Origin of the sequence: Phenylobacterium sp., assembly GCF_965229015.1 — a bacterium.
Taxonomy (GTDB): Bacteria; Pseudomonadota; Alphaproteobacteria; order Caulobacterales; family Caulobacteraceae; genus Phenylobacterium.
On record NZ_CBDDIM010000001.1, the window covers coordinates 2200279 to 2218239 of the forward strand.

Annotated in this window: 21 protein-coding genes; 11 read left to right on the forward strand and 10 right to left on the reverse strand. The window is 69.5% G+C overall.

The features are described from left to right. Window positions 1-92: 92 nt before the first annotated feature. On the reverse strand, window positions 93-1202 hold the full coding sequence (locus tag ACO06I_RS11095; RefSeq protein ID WP_421932627.1) for a DUF3089 domain-containing protein: 1110 nt from the start codon (window positions 1200-1202) through the stop codon (window positions 93-95). A gap of 149 nt (window positions 1203-1351) precedes the next feature. Here ACO06I_RS11095 and ACO06I_RS11100 point away from each other — a divergent pair, with 149 nt between their 5' ends. Next, window positions 1352-1732: a hypothetical protein gene (locus ACO06I_RS11100; RefSeq protein ID WP_421932628.1), complete on the forward strand. Its 381-nt coding sequence runs from the start codon at window positions 1352-1354 to the stop codon at window positions 1730-1732. A gap of 9 nt (window positions 1733-1741) precedes the next feature. On the opposite strand, the gene lepB is transcribed toward ACO06I_RS11100, so the two are convergent. Next, window positions 1742-2479, reverse strand: coding sequence for a signal peptidase I (lepB, locus tag ACO06I_RS11105; protein WP_421932629.1), 738 nt, complete (start codon window positions 2477-2479; stop codon window positions 1742-1744). Between the two features lie 178 nt (window positions 2480-2657). Between lepB and ACO06I_RS11110 the strand changes: the two genes are divergently transcribed. Then, window positions 2658-3080 carry a hypothetical protein gene (locus tag ACO06I_RS11110; RefSeq protein ID WP_421932630.1) on the forward strand — a complete coding sequence of 141 codons (423 nt, stop codon included), beginning with the start codon at window positions 2658-2660 and terminating at the stop codon, window positions 3078-3080. A 48-nt stretch (window positions 3081-3128) separates the two neighbouring features. Here the strand turns inward: ACO06I_RS11110 and ACO06I_RS11115 are convergent, their stop codons facing one another. Next, window positions 3129-3923, reverse strand: a complete 795-nt coding sequence (locus ACO06I_RS11115) for an SDR family oxidoreductase (protein ID WP_421932631.1) — start codon at window positions 3921-3923, stop codon at window positions 3129-3131. 236 nt (window positions 3924-4159) lie between these two features. Between ACO06I_RS11115 and ACO06I_RS11120 the strand changes: the two genes are divergently transcribed. Then, window positions 4160-4684, forward strand: coding sequence for a GNAT family N-acetyltransferase (locus ACO06I_RS11120; RefSeq protein ID WP_421932632.1), 525 nt, complete (start codon window positions 4160-4162; stop codon window positions 4682-4684). Between the two features lie 114 nt (window positions 4685-4798). Here ACO06I_RS11120 and ACO06I_RS11125 read toward each other — a convergent pair whose 3' ends face one another. Then, the gene (locus ACO06I_RS11125; protein ID WP_421932633.1) at window positions 4799-5164 is read right to left on the reverse strand and encodes a nuclear transport factor 2 family protein; all 366 of its coding nucleotides are present in this window, start codon (window positions 5162-5164) and stop codon (window positions 4799-4801) included. A gap of 81 nt (window positions 5165-5245) precedes the next feature. Between ACO06I_RS11125 and cysK the strand changes: the two genes are divergently transcribed. The 4 genes from cysK (at window position 5246) to ACO06I_RS11145 (ending at window position 8437) form a co-directional block, all read left to right on the forward strand. Next, on the forward strand, window positions 5246-6289 hold the full coding sequence (cysK, locus tag ACO06I_RS11130) for a cysteine synthase A (protein ID WP_421932634.1): 1044 nt from the start codon (window positions 5246-5248) through the stop codon (window positions 6287-6289). A 135-nt stretch (window positions 6290-6424) separates the two neighbouring features. Next, on the forward strand, window positions 6425-6670 hold the full coding sequence (locus tag ACO06I_RS11135; RefSeq protein ID WP_421932635.1) for a hypothetical protein: 246 nt from the start codon (window positions 6425-6427) through the stop codon (window positions 6668-6670). Window positions 6671-6791: 121 nt separating this feature from the next. Then, window positions 6792-8009: a hypothetical protein gene (locus tag ACO06I_RS11140; RefSeq protein ID WP_421932636.1), complete on the forward strand. Its 1218-nt coding sequence runs from the start codon at window positions 6792-6794 to the stop codon at window positions 8007-8009. Beyond that, the gene (locus ACO06I_RS11145) at window positions 8006-8437 is read left to right on the forward strand and encodes a hypothetical protein (protein ID WP_421932637.1); all 432 of its coding nucleotides are present in this window, start codon (window positions 8006-8008) and stop codon (window positions 8435-8437) included. Before ACO06I_RS11140 ends, ACO06I_RS11145 begins: the two co-directional genes overlap by 4 nt. Before the next feature lie 192 nt (window positions 8438-8629). On the opposite strand, the gene ACO06I_RS11150 is transcribed toward ACO06I_RS11145, so the two are convergent. Beyond that, entirely contained in the window at window positions 8630-10705 is a 2076-nt protein-coding gene (locus ACO06I_RS11150; protein WP_421932638.1) for a S46 family peptidase, read from the reverse strand. Between the two features lie 228 nt (window positions 10706-10933). Here ACO06I_RS11150 and ACO06I_RS11155 point away from each other — a divergent pair, with 228 nt between their 5' ends. The 4 genes from ACO06I_RS11155 to ACO06I_RS11170 all read left to right on the forward strand — a co-directional run bounded on the left by ACO06I_RS11155 (window position 10934) and on the right by ACO06I_RS11170 (window position 14356). Continuing rightward, window positions 10934-12076, forward strand: coding sequence for an ABC transporter permease (locus ACO06I_RS11155; RefSeq protein ID WP_421932639.1), 1143 nt, complete (start codon window positions 10934-10936; stop codon window positions 12074-12076). Continuing rightward, window positions 12073-12822 carry an ABC transporter ATP-binding protein gene (locus tag ACO06I_RS11160; protein WP_421932640.1) on the forward strand — a complete coding sequence of 250 codons (750 nt, stop codon included), beginning with the start codon at window positions 12073-12075 and terminating at the stop codon, window positions 12820-12822. The genes ACO06I_RS11155 and ACO06I_RS11160 overlap by 4 nt, the downstream gene beginning before the upstream one ends. Window positions 12823-12827: 5 nt before the next feature. Beyond that, window positions 12828-13784, forward strand: a complete 957-nt coding sequence (locus ACO06I_RS11165; protein WP_421932641.1) for an HlyD family secretion protein — start codon at window positions 12828-12830, stop codon at window positions 13782-13784. Window positions 13785-13897: 113 nt separating this feature from the next. Next, on the forward strand, window positions 13898-14356 hold the full coding sequence (locus ACO06I_RS11170; protein WP_421932642.1) for a hypothetical protein: 459 nt from the start codon (window positions 13898-13900) through the stop codon (window positions 14354-14356). Window positions 14357-14425: 69 nt separating this feature from the next. On the opposite strand, the gene ACO06I_RS11175 is transcribed toward ACO06I_RS11170, so the two are convergent. The 5 genes from ACO06I_RS11175 to ACO06I_RS11195 form a co-directional block, all read right to left on the reverse strand. Next, window positions 14426-14926 carry a hypothetical protein gene (locus ACO06I_RS11175; protein ID WP_421932643.1) on the reverse strand — a complete coding sequence of 167 codons (501 nt, stop codon included), beginning with the start codon at window positions 14924-14926 and terminating at the stop codon, window positions 14426-14428. 228 nt (window positions 14927-15154) lie between these two features. Continuing rightward, the gene (locus tag ACO06I_RS11180) at window positions 15155-15937 is read right to left on the reverse strand and encodes an SDR family NAD(P)-dependent oxidoreductase (RefSeq protein ID WP_421932644.1); all 783 of its coding nucleotides are present in this window, start codon (window positions 15935-15937) and stop codon (window positions 15155-15157) included. Window positions 15938-16069: 132 nt separating this feature from the next. Beyond that, window positions 16070-16465: a cupin domain-containing protein gene (locus ACO06I_RS11185; RefSeq protein WP_421932645.1), complete on the reverse strand. Its 396-nt coding sequence runs from the start codon at window positions 16463-16465 to the stop codon at window positions 16070-16072. A 122-nt stretch (window positions 16466-16587) separates the two neighbouring features. Next, on the reverse strand, window positions 16588-17433 hold the full coding sequence (gene bla, locus ACO06I_RS11190) for a subclass B3 metallo-beta-lactamase (RefSeq protein WP_421932646.1): 846 nt from the start codon (window positions 17431-17433) through the stop codon (window positions 16588-16590). 120 nt (window positions 17434-17553) lie between these two features. Next, on the reverse strand, window positions 17554-17961 hold the full coding sequence (locus tag ACO06I_RS11195; protein WP_421932647.1) for a c-type cytochrome: 408 nt from the start codon (window positions 17959-17961) through the stop codon (window positions 17554-17556).

The window sequence follows — 17961 nt, forward strand, 5'->3', positions numbered from 1 at the left end:
AAGCAAACCCCCGCCCCCGGTTCAAGGCCGCCCCTGCTGCATTGGCCCACGGGTCGGAGACAAGGCCCTGGGTCGCCGGGCTGGCCGCGAGGCTAGCGCCCCGCGGCGTAGGCGGCGGCCTGGGCGGCGATGAGGTCCACCAGGTTGCCCTGGACCAGGTTCAGGTCCAGCAGGTGCAGGCCCATGGTGGGGTCGGGATTGCCGCCCGCCATCCAGTCGCCGGTGAAGGCCCCCTGCCCCGTCACCGCCAGCCAGACGCCGTGGGCGTCGTGGCGGCATTCGGCCCGCAGGCCCGGCAGGGTGACGAAGGGGGTGTCGGGTTCCGATCCCTTCGTCCACGGGCCCTGGGGCGCGGTGAGTTGGGGGATGATGGTCTCGCCCGTCGCCGAGAAATAGGGCTTCAGGTTCCCTGCCCCGCCCGCCAAGGACGCAGGGTTGATGCAGAGGGGCTCCAGGCCGTCGCGGAAGGGGATGACCATCGCCTCCGGGATCGGCGCCTGGGCGCGATAGCTGTTCCAGGCGAGGACGCAGCCGGTCTGGCCCGCGCGGCGGCAAGCGGGGATGGCCTTGAAGGTCCCGCCGACGTCCTGCCCCGCCGGGGCCAGGACGAAGAAGCCGGGCGTGATGGCGGAGACCAGGCGGCTCTGCAGGGGCGTTCCGTCGATCTCGCGTTTCATCAGCTCGATGATCATGGCCGCGCCTTGGCTGTGGCCGATCAGGACGACGCCGCGACCCTGGTTGTCGTGGCCGAGATAATGCCTCCAGGCGGCGAGGACGTCGGCCTGGGCGCGGGGGCCGGCCTCCGGCTCCGGCGGCAGGGCGCGGTCCAGCATCGAGGTCACGGTGATCTGACGATAGAGCGGGACATAGAGGCGGCAGACCGAGGCCAGGCGGGCCACCTGCTGGCGCACGGCGCGGCGCTCGTCCTGCGTGACCGCCGCCGGCGCGCTGATCCCCGGGCCGTTGGAGACGGTGGGATAGACGTAGAAGCAGTCCACCGGCGGATCGGCGGCGGGGGCGAAGGCCTCGATCCGCCGCCCGCCGTCGGCCTCCAGCACGGTGGCGGTGAGGTCCTCGCGGCAGGGGGCGTCGGGGCGGCAGACCCAGCTTGCCGGCTGGCTGTAGTCGAGGGGCGCCTGGGCCGCGGCGGGGGCGGGGGCGGCGAGCGCCAGGAGGCTCAGCAGGGCCAGGATCGTCCGCATCGCCGTTCTCCCCGCGACCGCCGCGTGGAGACGAGATTACACGTGTAATTTCTCATCGCAAGGCGAGGTGCAGGTTTCCGCTGTCGCCCGAGCGCGAAATGGGCTTGGCTGGGGTGGCGGCGACCGGCCGCGTCACGTCCGTCATGACCATGTCCGAGCGACTGAAGAAGAGCGACTCCCTGGAGATCCGCCTGCCCCATCCCACCAAGCAGGCCTTCATGGCCCGCTGCCAGGCCCAGGGCCGTTCGGCCAGCGAGGCCCTGCGCGGCTTCATCGAGCAGGACCTGGCCGCCGCGCCGCCGCCGGGCGACGCACGCCGGGTCTGGCGGCTGGCGGCCGGCGCCCTGGTGGCCGCCGCCGTGGGGGCCGCGGCCCTGCCCTCCCTGGCGCGGCCGAGCCTGGCCGCCGAGTTCGAACGCCTGGACGCCGACGGCGACCGGGCCGTCAGCCTCGCGGAATTCCGGCGCCTGGACGCCAACGGCGACGGGGTGGTGAGCTTCGCCGAATACGGAGCCGGCGCGCGACGCTGAGTTCGCGGCTCACCCCACCGCCTTGAAACTCCGCGACAGGTCGAGGTTCAGCCAGGTCCAGGGCTTGAGGATCGAGGCGCCGGGCCGCCAGGAGACGAGGATCATCCGGGCGTGGCCCACCAGGTTGTCGGCCGGGACCAGGCCGACGCCGAGCTCGGCGGGCCAGCGGCTGTCGAGGGAGTTGTCGCGGTTGTCCCCCATCATGAAGTAGCGGCCCTGCGGCACCACATAGGTCTCGGTGTCGTCGCCCTGGTGGCCGGGTCCCTGGTCGTAGGTGACATAGGCGCGGCCCGAGGCCTGGGTTTCCAGATCGCGCGCGACCGGGACGCCGGCGGTGTCCTGGCCCGGCGCCAGGGGCTTGCGCGGCAGGGCCTTGCCGTTGACGAAGACCGCGCCGCCCGAGATGCGGATGCGGTCGCCGGGCAGGCCGACGACCCGCTTGATGTAGTCGATCTTCGGCTCGCGCGGCAGCTTGAACACCACCACGTCGCCGCGAGCCGGAGCCTTGCCGAACAGCCGGCCGGCCGGCAGGGGCGGGCCGAAGGGGATGGAGTAGCGGCTCCAGCCATAGTCGAACTTGGAGACGATGACGTAGTCGCCCTGCCTCAGGGCCGGCTCCATGGAGGCCGAGGGGATGGTGAAGGGCTGGAACAGGCCGACCCGCAGCACCAGCGCGATCAGCAGGGCGTAGGCGACGGTGCGGACGATCTCGATCCATTCGTCGCGGGGGCTGGGCTTGGCTGACATGGCGGTCCTGGCTGGGGTCGGGTTGAGCCTGCCTGGCCGGGCGGCGGGCGGGACGCAACCGAAGTCCTGTCCGGACGCGGCGAATTTGTGTCCTGACACTCGACAAAAGCTCGCGCAGGTTGTCGGATCGGCGGTCTCCCCATCGTCCTTGGGACATGGGAGACGGGAGGGGACAGGCATGACACTCGAAACAACCGACGGGACGACGAAGCTGCACGCCTGGCTTCAGAGCGTGGTGGCCCTGCTGGCGGGGTTCGCCGCGGTGGCGGTGCTGTCCGTCGCGGCGGACTCGGCGTTCCAGGCGCTGGGGGTCTATCCGCCGGGGCGCGAGCCGATGAACGAGGTGGGGGACAACCTGCTGGCCCTGTCCTACCGCTGCGTGTTCGGCGCCCTGGGCAGCTATATCGCCGCCCGCCTGGCGCCCTCGCGGCCGATGGCCCACGCGATGATCCTGGGGGCGATCGGAACCGCGGTCGCCACCCTGGGGGTCGCGGCCACCTGGAACCTGAACCTGGGGCCGCGCTGGTATCCCATCGCGCTCGCGGCCACCGCCCTGCCCTGCGCCTGGATCGGCGGGGTGGCGGGGACGAAGGGACGATAGCAGGGTGCTCCCCCGGCGCGCGGCGCGCTCCCGGGGGAGGCGCCGGCCTCAGGCGTAGTTGGCGAGCGCATTGCCCGCCGCGTCGCCGCAGCCGGAGCCGCCGTCGACGGGGATGATGGCGCCGTTGACGTACTTGGCCTGGTCCGAGGACAGGAACAGGCACATGTCGGCGATCTCGTCCTTGGTGCCGTAGCGGCGCATCGGGTTGCGGCTCTTCACCCGCTCCTCGGCCTCCGGGGTCGAGGCCAGGCGGGCCATGCCCTCGGTGTCGGCGATGGGGCCCGGCGAGACAGCGTTGACGCGGACGCCGGCGGGACCCCACTCCAGGGCCAGGCACTTGGTGAGCATGTTGATCCCGGCCTTGGCGGCGCAGACGTGGGCCTGGAACATCGAGGCCCGCTCGCCCTGACCGGCGGTGATGGAGATCAGGCTGGCCCCCGGACGGCGCAGGAACTCGAAGGAGGCGCGCAGGACGTTGAAGGTGCCGATCAGGTCGATGTCCACCACGGTCTTGAAGCCGTTGGCGCTCATGCCCAGCGCCGGGGCCACGAAGTTGCCCGCCGCCCCGGAGAGCACGATGTCGATGTCGCCGAACTCGGTGTGGGTGCGCTTGAGCGCGGCCTCGACGGCGGCGTAGTCGCGGACGTCGGCGGCGATGCCGATGCAGGGCTTGCCGAAGGTGGAGACCTCCTTGGCGGCGGCCTGAATCTTCTCCTCGCTGCGGCTGATGATGACGACATTGCCGCCGGCCGCGGCGAAGCGCTTGGCGATGCCGAGATTGATGCCGCTGGAGGCGCCGGCGACGAAGCAGGTCTTGCCGACGAGTTGGGTGTCTTGGGCCATGGGGTTTCCTCTCATTTCGTTGGCGCCGAGCTTAGGGCGCGGCGAAGAGGGGAGAAAGGGTGACGCCGCGTCGGGGGGCCTCCTCCTCTCCCGCTTGCGGGAGAGGTTGGGGGCCGTTGACGCCCCCGCGTTCTCCGCTAGCCTCCCCCCATGGCCTGACCCTGGACATCGGCGCCTAGAGCGCCCTCCCCGCCCGCCGCTGGCGGGCTGCGTCCCTTCATGTCCAGAGAGCCTCCATGACCATCCGCCGTATCGAAGCCGCCGACCTGGCGCAGATCGCCCGCTATCCCTTCACCGTCTCCATCACCGAACCCATGACCGATCCCGGCCGGCTGGCGGAGACCTTCGCCGCCACCGGCTTCTGGACGGAGGACGCCGGCGCCGTGGCCATCGTCGCCGAAGGGCGGCTGGTGGGCACCTGCCAGTTCTACCGGTCCGCCCCCTGCATCCACGGGTTCGAGCTGGGCTACATCCTGCACGATCCGGCCGACCGGGGCCGCGGCCTGGCGGCGCCGGCGGTGCGGGCCTTCTCCGACCTGCTGTTCGACCAGCGGCCGGGGCTCTACCGCCAGCAACTGGTGATCGAGGCCTGGAACACCGCCTCGTGGAAACTGGCCGAGCGCTGCGGCTTCACCCGCGAGGGGCTGTTGCGCAGTTCCGGCTTCGGGGCCGGCGATCCGGCCGACTGCCTGATCTACAGCCGCACCCGCAAGGACTGGCATGAGGAGGCCACCACGACGATGGGGGTGGCCTTCGACTGATCACCCAACCACGTCATCCCGGGCGACCGCAGGGAGACCCGGGACCCAGGGGGATTGATCTCGGCCCCTGGGTCCCGGCTCTCCGCTTCGCTGCGGCCGGGATGACGGTGGGGGTTAGCCCGCCATCTGCTTGGGATCGTAGAAGAAGGTCTCGGTGGCGATCTTGTCGCCGCGCCAGGTCTGCCAGGCCACCTCCTCAAGCGCGCGGTCGGGGCCCTCCATCGGGGTGAAGGTGAAGCGCCAGCGGATGGCGACGGTGTCGCCGTCGATGAGGGCGGGGCCGAGAATCTCGGTGCGCACCCCCTTCACGCGCGCCAGCGTCTTGCGTTCGCTCTCGGCCAGGGCGTCGCGGCCGCGGCGCGGCTCGCCCTGGTTCTCCTGCATCCAGGCGTCTTCGGCATAGTGGTCGAGGATGGCCTGGTCGTGGGCGCCGGAAAGCACCTGGGCGACGAAGGCCTCGACGGCGGCGCGGCTGGGCATGATCGCACTCCGGGGTTGCGGTGGCGGGGATGCGCCATAGGTTGAGCCCCGACGCGCCCGGCGCAAGAGCGGAGACTTCCCATGGCCAGATACCAGTCCATCCTCGAAACCATCGGCCGCACGCCGGTGGTGCGGATCAACAAGCTGGGGCCGCCCGGCGTGAACCTGTGGGTCAAGGTCGAGGCCTTCAACCCCCTGGGCTCGGTGAAGGACCGCCTGGCGCTCGGCGTCATCGAGGCGGCCGAGAAGTCCGGGGCGCTGAAGCCCGGCCAGACGGTGATCGAGGCCACCAGCGGCAACACCGGCATCGGCTTGGCCATGGTCTGCGCCCAGAAGGGCTACCCCTTAGTCGTCACCATGGCCGAGAGCTTCTCGGTGGAGCGGCGCAAGCTGATGCGGTTCCTGGGCGCCAAGGTCATCACCACCCCCGCCGCGCTGCGCGGGACCGGCATGGTGGCCAAGGCCGTGGAGCTGGCCGAGAAGCACGGCTGGTTCCTGACCCGCCAGTTCGAGAACGAAGCCAATCCGGACATGCACTCCAGGACCACCGCCCTGGAGATCCTGGAGGACTTCGAGGGCGAGACCCTCGACTACTGGGTCACCGGCTACGGCACCGGCGGGACGCTCAAGGGCGTGGCCCGGGTGCTGAAGGACAAGAGCCCCAAGACCAAGATCATCGTCTGCGAGCCCGAGGACGCCCAGCTGCTGGGGAGCGGAGCCGAACAGGCGCGCAATCCCGACGGCAGCGCGGCGGCCGGCCACCCGGCCTGGAAGCCCCACCCCATGCAGGGCTGGACGCCGGACTTCATCCCCAAGCTGACCGGGGACGCCGTGGCCATGTCGCTGATCGATCAGATCCTGCCGATCTCCGGGCCGGACTCCATGGCCATGAGCAAGAAGCTGGCCGACCAGGAGGGGGTGTTCGTGGGCATCACCTCGGGCGCCACCTTCGCCGGGGCCCTGAAGATCGCGGCCGCCGCGCCCAAGGGGGCCAACATCCTCTGCATGCTGCCCGACACCGGCGAGCGGTATCTCTCGACCCCGCTGTTCGCCGACGTGCCGGTGGAGATGACCCCGGACGAACAGGCGATCTTCGACTCCACGCCCATCGGCAAGCCGGACTAACGGGACGTTCAGGGCGGCGGGCCTAGCCTGCCGCCCATGAGCTTTGGACGCCGCCAGGTTCCGAGTTACGCGCCGTCGCCGGTGGCGCGGGGGGCTGCACCTGTGGCGGCGGAGCGGATTGCTGTGCCTGCGGGCGTGCTGACCGGCTCAACCACCGAGGACGACGCCGAGCACGCGGCGTGGCGGGCGGGCTATCGGGCGCGCCTGTGGCGGCGCTGGAGCGTGAGGTCGCTGCTGCTGGCGGGCCTTCCGGTGAGCCTGTTGGCGCCGGCGGGGACGAGCGACCTGCTGCTATGGGGCCTGCGCGTGGCGATCGTGGCGCTGCTGGTGTTCCGCTGGGCGAAGGATCGCGGCGAGGCGCGGGCGGCGGGGTTGCGGTAGGCGGCGGGCGCCCAATATGTTCTTCTTTTGTTCTTGCCAATTTGTGCGAAGTGGCCCTTAGTTCAGGTCGAACTCAGCGGCGCTGAGCAATCATTTCCCTGAATTGAGGTGAGGATGCTCCATGGCTGAACGGCAGCCCGCGCAGCGACGCGCGGGTGTTTTAGACAATGTCGAAGACTGGATGGCGCAGCGGAACGCCGACGCCTATCGGCTGAAGCGAGATGCCGAGGCCGCCGGGCGGGAAGCCTGGGAACGCGCCACCAGGTCAGGCGAGAATATCGCCGCGATGCGACCCAGCGATGTGCTGGCGCTTGGCGCGAACCTCCTGAGACACGGCAGGTCGCCGCCGACCCAACAAGGGCGCGCGGTGCCAATCCCAACCAAGAGGTCTGCGCCGACTAGCACACCTACCAAGGACTCCGGCGTGCTGGATTACGCCGGGAAGACCGCCGTCAGGATGGTCGCCCAGCCGGCGGGTCAAGTCGCCGGCGTATTTCGAGGCGCTCGGAATACGGTCCGAGACCTGGGTGAAAGCGCCGCCTTCGGAGCTCGCCTCCTCAACCCCGCCGATTCCTTCACATCCCCGCCTGGAGAGGCCGCGTGGAATCACGTGCTCGACGCCGGTGGGCGAGCCGTGGACTACGTGCGCACCGGCATCTCGAACCCCCGCAGCGTCGCCGGTGACGCCGCCGCGGCTTATCGACAGGCCCGGATCAATCTCGATCCGTCCGCGACCCCGAAGGCTGACACGATCGGCGGGGAGTGGAAGCGCGGCTATGAGATCGGGAAGAACCAGGGGGAACTCGCGTTCGACGTTGGATCAACGCTCTATGGGGGCGCAGTGCTCAAGGAGCTTGCTGGCTTGGGCTATATGTCCAAAGAAGCTCAGATCGCCAAGCGGCTCAAGCAAGGCTTCGACCCGATCCAAGCCGAATACCTGGCGGAACCTTACGAGGGTATGGGGCATCACAACGTGGCGCGCGCCTACAAGTTTCCGGAGAAGATTGGCCCGCTGCCGCGGCCCAAGACCATCGTAGGCCAGGAGCCTCCAGAATGGTTCATTGAGAGCCCTTTCAACGTCTTGGAACCGAGAAGCATCAGCAGGGGTGACTTCTACGAGCTCCACTACAAGGTCGATCCGCGATTTTATGGCGCCAGGATGCCCAAGTTCGAACGAACCGGTGGCTGGCGGGGCAGTAAGCTTGGGCTCGAGGAATATGATGGGCTGGAGCGCGCGTGGTACGGCGCACCGGCCCCTTTGAAGGCCGCGGTCGGTAGCGCCGGGATCGGCGCTGGCGCCGTTACCTATGATGGTTTTGACGCGGAGAACCGGCGATGAGAATCCTGCCCTTGGCAGAGTTCACCAGCGACTTCCCCGAGGACGGAATAGAGGACGATGACGGGGTCCTTCAGTTCGGGGGGCGAGCCGTGACGGAAGCGATCGTCGACATATTGAAGGGATTTGGCTTCAGGGTCTCGCCGCCAGAGTATGACGAACACGGCTGGGGATTTGATTTCTATGCGTCCGAGCGCCGGTTCTGGTGTCAGGTGACGGCGTTGGACACTTTTCTCTTTAGCTGTGACGACGTGTCCCGAACCCTGATGGACAAGATCCTCAAGCGGCCACCGAACGCCATCTACATCGATGTCATGACACGATTGGGCGAGGCGCTGGGACGCCATCCGCGCTTTCACCACGTCAGATGGTACGTCGACGACTCATCCAGGTCGCCGGGGGCCGCATCGCCGGTGAAGCTAGACGACTAAGGCGCCCAGCGAAGCTGCATCCCCCTTGGCCGCGATAACCCCCCAACCATGATCGTCATGGCCGGGCCTGTCCCGGCCCCCCATGGTCTCTGAGGTTCAGCAAGCTGATGTGGCGTCCCCCGCGCGACCTGTGGCGAGCCGGAGATCATGAGTCCCCGGGACAAGCCCGGGGATGACGGTGGAGAGGTGGGGTTATTTGCGGGTGAGTTCCTTCACCAGGGCCGTCTGGCCGTAGACCTTCTCCAGGGCTTCCGTCGCCGCTGAGGTGGCCACCACCACCGTGCGGTTGATGGCGCCGTCGTAGCCGTAGTCGCCGCCCAGGGAGTGGATGTTGCCGTCGAAGGCGGCGCCGAGGATCTCGGCCTTGGCGTTGATGACCGGGGAGCCGGAATTGCCGCCGATGATGTCGTTGGTGGTGACGAAGTCGAAGACGGTGTCGGGGTTCAGCTTGCCCTTGGCGGCCTCCCAGCGGGGGGCCAGTTTGTAGGGGTCGGCGCCAGTGGCCCGCTCATAGAGGCCGGCGAAGGTGGTGAAGGGCGGGATGGTCACGCCCCGGTATGTCCAGCCGGCGACCTTTCCGTAGGAGAGGCGCAGGGTGAAGGTGGCGTCGGGATAGACCGCGTCGCCATAGGCGGCGAAGCGGGCGCGGGCGATGCGCTCGGCGGCCCGGTCGGTGGGGCCGGAGACCTCGGTCTCCCAGGCGGTGCGGACGGCGCGGGCGGCGGGGTCCAGGCGCAGGGCCAGCTGGATCATCGGGTCGTCGGAGGCCGCGATGGCGGCCAGGCCGCCCTCCCAGAGGCGCTTGCGCTCGGCGGGGTCGCCCAGCTTCGTGCCGGCCACCAGGCGGGCGGCCAGGCCCTCGGGGCTCTCCTTGCCCAGCAGCAGCTTCACCGCGGCGTCGTCGGTGGTGAGGTATTCGCGGGTCTTCGACAGCCAGAAGGCCAGGTAGAGCTGCTCCAGAGTGGGATCGACCGGCTGCTCGTCGAGGATCTCCTTGGCCATCAGGGCCAGACCCGCGTCGCCATATTCCGGCAGGCGCTCGGCCGAGGGCTTGGCGCGCTCCTGGGCGGCGCGGACCAGCTCGCGGGCATAGGTGAAGGTCTCGGACAGCGAACCGGCGGCCTGCTCAAGCTGCCGGTAGCGCAGGTAGCGGTCGCCATAGGCGGTCTGGGCCTTGGCGATCTCGCCCCAGGGGTCGCCGATGTCGGCGGCCAGCCTGGGGTCGGCGGCGACCTTGGCCCGCAGGTCGGCCTCGGCGGCGCGCTTGGCGTCCATGAAGGCCCGGTCGTTGAGGGCGAACTGGCGGCCGTAATAGACCTTGAAGCTGTTCTCGACGCCGAACAGGGGATCGGTGGCGATGCGCTTGGACTCCGCGTCGCGGCCGGAGAACTCGATCAGCCGGCCGCGCAGCTCCGAGCGCTGCAGCTGGCCGACCGGCAGGGCCAGGTCGCGCTGGGTCTCCAGCTGGGCGACCGTGAGCATGCGGTCGGTGCCGCCGGGATTGCCGGAGACGAAGGTGACCTCGCCGGCCTTGGGGGCGCGGCTCTGCCAGATCAGGTGCTGGGGCGAGGAGATCGGCTTGCCGTCCTCGTAGAGGCGCACGAAGGCGGTATCGAGATTGAAGCGCGGGAAGTTGAAGTTGTCCGGGTCGCCGCCGAAGAAGGCGGTGGCGAATTCGGGGGCGAAGACCAGGCGGACGTCGGCGTACTTGCGGTACTTGTAGAGCTTGTACTGGCCGCCCCGGTAGAGGGTGACGAGCTGGCAGCGGAAGGCCGGGTCACCGCCGCAGGCCACGGTCTCGGCCGCGCCCCTGGCGGCGTCGCGGGCCTTGACGAAGTCGAGGCCGGTCTTCCCGGCGGTGGCCCTGGCGATGTCGGCGGTCAGGTCGGTGACGCCCACCAGCACCTCGGCCTGCATGCCGGGGCACTTCTTCTCCTCGGTCCGCGCGGCGGTGAGGAAGCCGTCCCTCACATAGTCGGTCTTGCCGTCCGACAGGCTCTGGGCGCAGTCGACCACGCAGTGGTGGTTGGTGAAGACCAGGCCGTCCTTGGAGACCAGGGAGGCCGAGCAGCCGCTGGTGAGGCGCACCGAAGCCGCCTGCACCCGGTCGAGCCACTTCTGGTCGATCTTCACGCCATAGGCGCCCTGCACCTTGGCGGCAGGGAAGTTGTCGAAGGTCCACATGCCTTCGTCGGCGAGGGCCGGGGCGGCGGAGACGGCGAAGGCGGCGGCGAGCGCGACGGCTCGGCCCAGGGTCTTTCGAAGCATGAATATCCCGATGAGGTTTGGTGGCGCCGGGGGAGGCCACGCGGCGGAATCTGTAACAATGTAACACCGCCCTGGCTAGAGCCTATTGCGATCAAGGGCTTAGCCGAGCCGGCCCGGAAAGTTACTTATAATTCATGCGATTAGCGCCTCGGAAAGGCCGCCTTACAGGGTTTTAACTAGGTTCCGCCCCGCCCCTCGCACACATGCTGCGGTTGTTGGAGGGACCCGATGTCACTGGCCTTGGCCACGCTCGTCTACGAATGGCGCCGCTACCTGGCGGCCGTGATCGCGCTTGCCTTTTCGGGCCTGCTGATCCTGGCCCAGGTGGGGATGTTCACCGGCATCGTGAAGGGCGCCACGGCGACCATCGACCGGTCGCGGGCCGACATCATGATCCTGCCGGCCAAGTCCGAGAGCCTGATCAATTCCGGCCCCTCGGGCCTGCCCCGCCGCATCCAGCCGCAGATCTACATGAACCCCGAGGTGGTGGAGGTGGCCAGCTTCGACGGCGACGGCGCGCGCTGGAACAACCGGCCCACCGACGGCAAGAAGGCCATCACCACCTATGTCCAGGTCAATATGGTCGACACCCGCCAGGGCGCGGTGACCCTGCCGGTGGACTATCCCGAGAGCGTGCGCCTGGCCCTGCAGGAGCCCTACGCCGTGGCCATCGACCGCACGGCGCTCGCCCGCCTGGGGGTCAAGCCCGGGGACGGGGCGGCCATCAACGGCAAGTCGGTCAAGGTGCGCGCCGTCCTCGACGGCTATCCCGACATCAACCAGCCCTCGGTGGTGATCTCCCGCGACACCATGCGGCTGCTGGGCATGGGGGAGAAGAGCGACAAGACCGGGCCGCTGATGGTGCAAATCCGCGATTCCAGCCGCGCCGACGTGGTGCGCGACGCCCTCAACGCCAACGCCAGGGGCGCCTATCGCGCCTGGACCCGGGCCGAGCTTTCCAAGGCCAATGAGGGCGCCCTGATGAAGGAGCAGATCATCGGGGTCATGCTGGGCTTCTCGGTCTTCCTGGGCTTCCTGATCGGGGTGGGGATCACCTCCCAGACCCTGCGCGGAGCGATCCTGGCCAACATCAAGGAGTTCGCCAGCCTGCGCGCGCTGGGGGTCTCCATGGGCTCCCTGCGCCTGATCGTCATCGAGCTGTCCTTCTGGGTGGGGATCGTCGGCCTGGGGGCCACGGCCCTGCTGACCTTCCTGATCTCCCTGCTGGCCAAGAGCGGCGGCCTGCCCATGGGCTTCCCCCTGCCCTGGGTGATCGGGGTCGCCATCCTGCTGCTGGTGATCTCGCTGGCCTCGGGCCTGATGGCGCTCGGCATCCTGAAGAAGAGCCAACCTGCGGACCTGCTGCGATGAGTCAGACCTCCGGTGTTCCCGGCGCCCACGCCCTGGTGGCCAAGGGCCTGACCAAGCGGTTCAAGACCGGCCGCACCCACATCGAGGTGCTGAAGGCCGTGGACTTCGACGCCCTGCACGGGGACGTGACCATGGTCATGGGCCCCTCGGGCTCGGGCAAGTCGACCCTGGTGGCGACCCTGTCGGGCCTGCTGAAGCCGGACGGCGGCGGGGTGAGCGCCATGGGCGAGGACCTGTGGAAGCTGCGCCCGGGCCAGATCGACAAGTTCCGCCTGGACCACTGCGGCTTCATCTTCCAGGGCTTCAACCTGTTCGGGGCGCTCACCGCCCTGCAGCAGGTGGCCATCATCCTGAAGTACAAGGGCTTCTCCCCCACCGAGGCCCGGGCCCGCGCCGAGATCGCGCTGGGCGAGGTGGGCCTGGCCAACCGCATGCACCAGCGGCCCGCCGAGCTGTCCGGCGGCGAGAAGCAGCGGGTGGCCATCGCCCGCGCGCTGGCCAAGGAGCCGCACCTGCTGTTCGCCGACGAGCCCACCAGCGCCCTCGACGGAGAGAACGGCCAGGTGGTCATCCAGCTGCTGCAGCGGGCCGCCAAGAGCCATGGAGCCGCCGTGATCTGCGTCACCCACGACCCACGGCTCGAGGCCTATGCCGACCGCATCATCCACATCGAAGACGGGACCATCCTGGACGACCGGCGCACGACGCCGGCCCCGACCCGGACCCCTGAGCTCATCGGAGCCTGAAGACCATGTTCGCTTTCCTCCGCCGCCACGTCGTCTGGCTCGTCGTCCTGGTCATCGCCCTCGCCGTGGGCGGGGGGCTGATGATGAGCGGCAAGGCCAAGGCCCAGAAGGCCGAGGCCGCCAAGGTGGCCGCCGCCAAGGCGCCCAAGAGCCCCTATGTGGCCATCGCCAACGGCAAGGCCGACGTCGAGGGCGGCATGATCCAGGTGGCCGCGCGCCGCGCCGGCATCGTGCGCGAGGTGCTGGTCAAGGAGGGCGACCGGGTCAGCAAGGGCCAGGTCCTGGCCCGCCAGGAGGACGACGAGCCGCGCCTGGCCGCCGCCGAGGCCGCCGCCGCCGTGCGCCAGGCCCGCGCCCAGCTGGCGATGACGGAGGTCCAGCTCACCACCGCCCGGCGCGAGCGCGCCCGGCTGCAGGGTCTGGTGGCCACCAACTTCGTGGCCGGCCAGCGGCTCGACCAGGCCCAGGACAAGATCCGCGAGGCCGAGGCCACCCTGGAGGCCCAGCGCGCCGCCATCGCCACCGCCGAGGCCAACCTGGCCCAGGCCCGCTACAACCAGGAGCTGGCCATCGTGCGGGCCCCCGCCGACGGCCGCATCGCCCGGCGCTACGCCAATCCCGGCGCCGGCGCCTCGACCCTGAACGTCTCGACCATGTTCGACCTGGAGCCCGAGGCCCCGCACATCGTCCGCGCCGAGATCGCCGAGGGCGCCCTGCCCTTCGTCCGCATCGGCCAGACCGTGCAGATCGCCCCGGAGAGCGACCCCTCCAAGGTCTATCGCGGGACGGTCCTGCGCCAGGCCGCGGTGTTCGGCGCCCGCAAGCTGGTCTCCGACGACCCCAGCGAACGCACCGACGACCGGGTCGTCGAGGTGGTGGTCAGCGCCGACGGCGCGCCGTTCCTGATCGGCCAGCGCGTGCTGGTGAAGTTCCTGCGCGGGACGGAGATGGCGGCGCGGTAGCGCGGGCGGCGACTTAGGACACGCTATGGGTGGAGTTGGTTGAGGTCGGCTTTCGACCCATGTGCGACCTTGGGAAGTCTGCTAACGAGCGCAGACCCACGGGGGGCGGGCGCATGAAATACGACGACGCATCATGGCACTATGGCGGCGACTTCCCCCCCCACCTGCCGAACGAGGCCGGAGCAACGCACATCGCGATGTTCGTCGCATGGTGCGCGCTGAACGGAATGGCAGGCGACCTACACACTGTCGATGGCGAAGACCTTCTGGCCAAGCTGAAGGCCCGCACCATCACACCGACGCAGTGGTTCATCGCCGCTTGTGACGAGAAATTCACCGACGAGGATCTGACCGACGAAGGCAATGCATTCGCCCGTGCGTACTACGGCGCTGGAGGCGAACTGGCATCCGATCCCAACGACTACCTTGCCGACTACGAGAAGGAATTTCCGCAAGCCGCAAGCCTCTATGATGTCCCTGACACTTGGGGCAGCTACGATCGCATAGCCCCCAGGATCGCGCGGCGGCTGAAAAGGCGGTCCAGGCCACAATGGCTGAGGCGCTGGTTCTAACGTCCGCTTTCCATCCCTTGCTGACGTCGGAAATTACGGACCAGCCAAAGCCCGCAACGTCGCCGGACCTCAGCGACACACCATCGGCTGGCGCGTCTCTTCCACCAGCTGGAAGGCGCCGACATCCAGTTCGGCGAAGGGATAGGGCCAGTCCTCTATGCCCTGAAGGCGACCGAGCACCGGGCAGACGCTGCTGGGTTCGGGGCGGCCCTCGGCTTGGCGGCGCAGGACGCCGCGATACTCCAGGCGCCGCCCATAGCCGTTGGAGACGAGCAACATCATGCCTCGGGCGGTGGGCTTCAGGACGAAGCGCACCGTGTCTGGCCGCGCGGTGGGAAGCTCGGCCTTCGGAGGGGTGGGCGCACCGCCCAGCAGGCCAGACATCGCCTGCTCGGCCCTGTCGTCGGCGGGCTCCGCCGGCCCGCGGTCCAGCACTCGCCAGCCGCCGTCGGGATGGATCTCGACCGTCACGAACTCCGCGGGGCGGATCGCCAACCACGGGCCCCGGTCGGGGGGCGGGCCGGCGAGACCGGAGGCCAGGATCGCCAGGAGGTTCAGGAGCGCGAGCATGGGGCGAGGCTAGCAGCCGCCAAGCGCAACTGTAAATCGTGGCGGGGATTGCGCTCCACCTATCCGCCGCTTGCCCGTCGTCGCCCCTCAGCCAAACCCGCGTCATCCCGGCCGCAGCGAAGCGGAGAGCCGGGACTCAGGGGCCGCGATCAATCCCCCTGGGTCCCGGGTCTCCCCTGCGGGTCGCCCGGGATGACGGCGTATGGCTGGGGAGCTGAGCCCGTGCCCCTAGAACCGCTGCGCGCCGTCCAGGCGGATGGTCGTGCCGTTGAGGAAGTCGTTCTCGCAGATCTGGACGGCGAGCTGGGCGTATTCGTCGGGATCGCCCATGCGGTGGGGGTTGGGGACCATGGGGCCCCATTTGGCCTGGGCCTCCTCGTCGGTCATGCGGGCGGAATAGGCGAGCGTCAGGAAGGTGCCCGGCGCGATGGCCATGGCCCGGATGCCGATGGGCGCCAGGTCGCGGGCGATGGTCAGGGTCATGCCGATGATGCCGCCCTTGGCCGCCGAATAGGCCGCCTGGCCGGGCTGGCCCTCGTAACCGGCGATGGAGGCGGTGTTGATCACCACGCCGCGCTGGTTGGAGGCGAGCGGCTCGTTCTTGGCCATGGCCTCGGCGGCCTGGCTGGTGACGGCGAAGGCGCTGTTGAGATAGACGCCCACCGTGTGGGCGAAGTGGGCCAGCGGGATGCGCTTGCCCTCGCGATTGACCGTGCGGGCCGCGCCGGTGGCGCCGGGCGCCGGCGGTCCGCCATGCACCACCACGGCGGCGCGCAGGGGGCCGAGGTCCACGGCGGCCTGGACGGCCCGGGCGATGGACTCCTCGTCCATGATGTCGGTGCGCACATAGACCGAACCGTTGCCGAGCTCCTTGGCCAGGGCCTCGCCGCGGGCGTCGGCCACGTCGGCGATCACCACCTTCATGCCCCGCTGGGCGAGGCGGCGGGCCGTGGCGCTGCCGAAGCCGCCGGCGCCGCCGGTGACCAGGGCCGAGGCGTTGGTGAGATCCATGGTGTCTTTCCCTGTCTTTGCTTTTGCGCCGGCAGTTTCACGAGCCGACGGTGGGGAAGTCTACCGAAGATCAGAGCGCCCCGCGCCGATGCGCGGGGCTCGCGTCGCGGGGCCGCGACCACCTTGGGAAGCCTATTCGGTGGTGGTCCCGTCGAAGTGCTCCTCAGTGGCCTCGGCCTCGGCCTTGGTGGCGCGGACAATCCCATCCTTGTGATCGGGGGGGCCATAGATGGTGTAGAGCTTGAGGGACTTGTCGCCGGTGTTGACGACGTTGTGCTTGGCGCCGGCGGGCACGATGATCGCGTCATCGCCCTTGATCTTGGTGCGCACGCCGTCGATCCAGACCTCGCCCTTGCCCTTCTCGACCCGGAAGAACTGGTCGTGGTCCGGGTGGACCTCCTCGCCGATGTCCTCGCCGGGCTTCAGCGCCATCAGCACCAGCTGCAGGTGCTTGCCCGTATAGAGCACGCGACGGAAGTCCTTGTTGTCCTCTGTCAGTTCCTCGATGTCTGCGACAAAGCCCTTCATCGGCGTTCCCTTCCCCGGCGCGGCCACGCCGTCCGCGTCCTGGAGGATCCAGGACGCGCGGGATCATTGGCGGCTCCGGCGACCGGGCGAAATGACGCCGGTCAAACCGGGAGCGCCGGGACTCAACGCTTGGCCTGCTGCCGGGCGAGCTGCTTTTCGAAGTCGGCCTGCTGGGCGTCGATCAGGGCGATATAGCCGGCGCGGTCGATGAAGGGGTTGGGACCGGGTTTTCCCAGGCGGGCCTGCTTGGCCGGGGCGTCGAAGAACTCCGGGTGCGGGGCCAGGAAGACGTCGCCGGGCAGGGACCGGGCGATGGCGAAGGTGTGGCGGTAGTCGGCGACGATGCCGGGATACTGCTCGGGGACCAGGCGGTTGGCCGCGACGCTGGCGCTGCAGAAATAGAGGGCGGTGTGGCGGCTCCCGTCCCTGTCGACCACCGGCCAGGACCAGCTGGTGCAGCCCTTGGTATGGCCGGGCGTCAGGTGGGCGGTGAGCTTCAGCCCGCCCAGCTCGACGCTCTCGCCGTCCTTGACCACGCGGTCGAGCTTCACCGGCGGGAAGTCGAAGCTCTTGGTGGTTTCGGAGCCCGGATAGACCCCCTTCTCCAGGGCGTAGCGCTCGCCCTCGGTGGAGACCAGGCTCGCCCCGGTGTCGGCCTTCAGTTTCGCCAGGCCGCCGGCGTGATCGAAGTGGGCGTGGCTGGTGAGCAACAGCTTGACGTCGCTGAGCTTCACCCCGAGGGCGGCGATATTGGCCTCCACCAGGGCGGCGTTCTGCGGCAGGCCGACATCGATGAGCACGGCGCCCTTCGGGGTCTTGATCAGCAGGGCGCTGAGGCCCGCCGTGCCCACCTGATAGGTCTCGCCGATGATCCTGTACGGCGCGGCAGGCTGCGCCCAGGCCGCGTTCTGGGCCAGGGCGGGGGCGGCGGCCAGGGCTAGGGCGGCGGCGAGCAGGATCGTCTTCATCAGGGGCTTTCCGGCGAGGAGGGGGCGCGGCGAAGTCTGGCCGCGCGGCGGGCGTCTGTCGACGTCCGGCCGGTCAAATTCCAGTGGATGGCGCACGCGCCCTCGCCGGGGCGGGAGAGATCAGTGACCGGCGGCGGGGGGCGAGAGGCGCTTCACATCCTCGGCGGTCACCGGCTCGGGATAGGCGTTGCCGAAATTGGTGCGGACATAGGTGATCACCGCCGCGGTCTGGGCCGGGCTCAGCAGGTCGCTGAACCAGGGCATGGCGCCGCGTCCCTTGGTGACCATGACGATGGGATAGGCCGCGACCTTGAGCTTGGGATTGCCGGCCAGGGACGGGAAGGCGCCGGCGCCCACGGCGCCCTTGCCGTCGGCCATGTGACAGGTCTGGCAGACCATCTGATAGACCTGCTGGCCGGCGACGGGGACAGGCGGCTTGGAGCCGCCGGGGCCGGGTTCGTCGGCGAGGGCCGGGGCGGCGAGCAGCAGGGCGGCGGCGGCCGCAACGAGGGCGAGCTTGGACGTCAT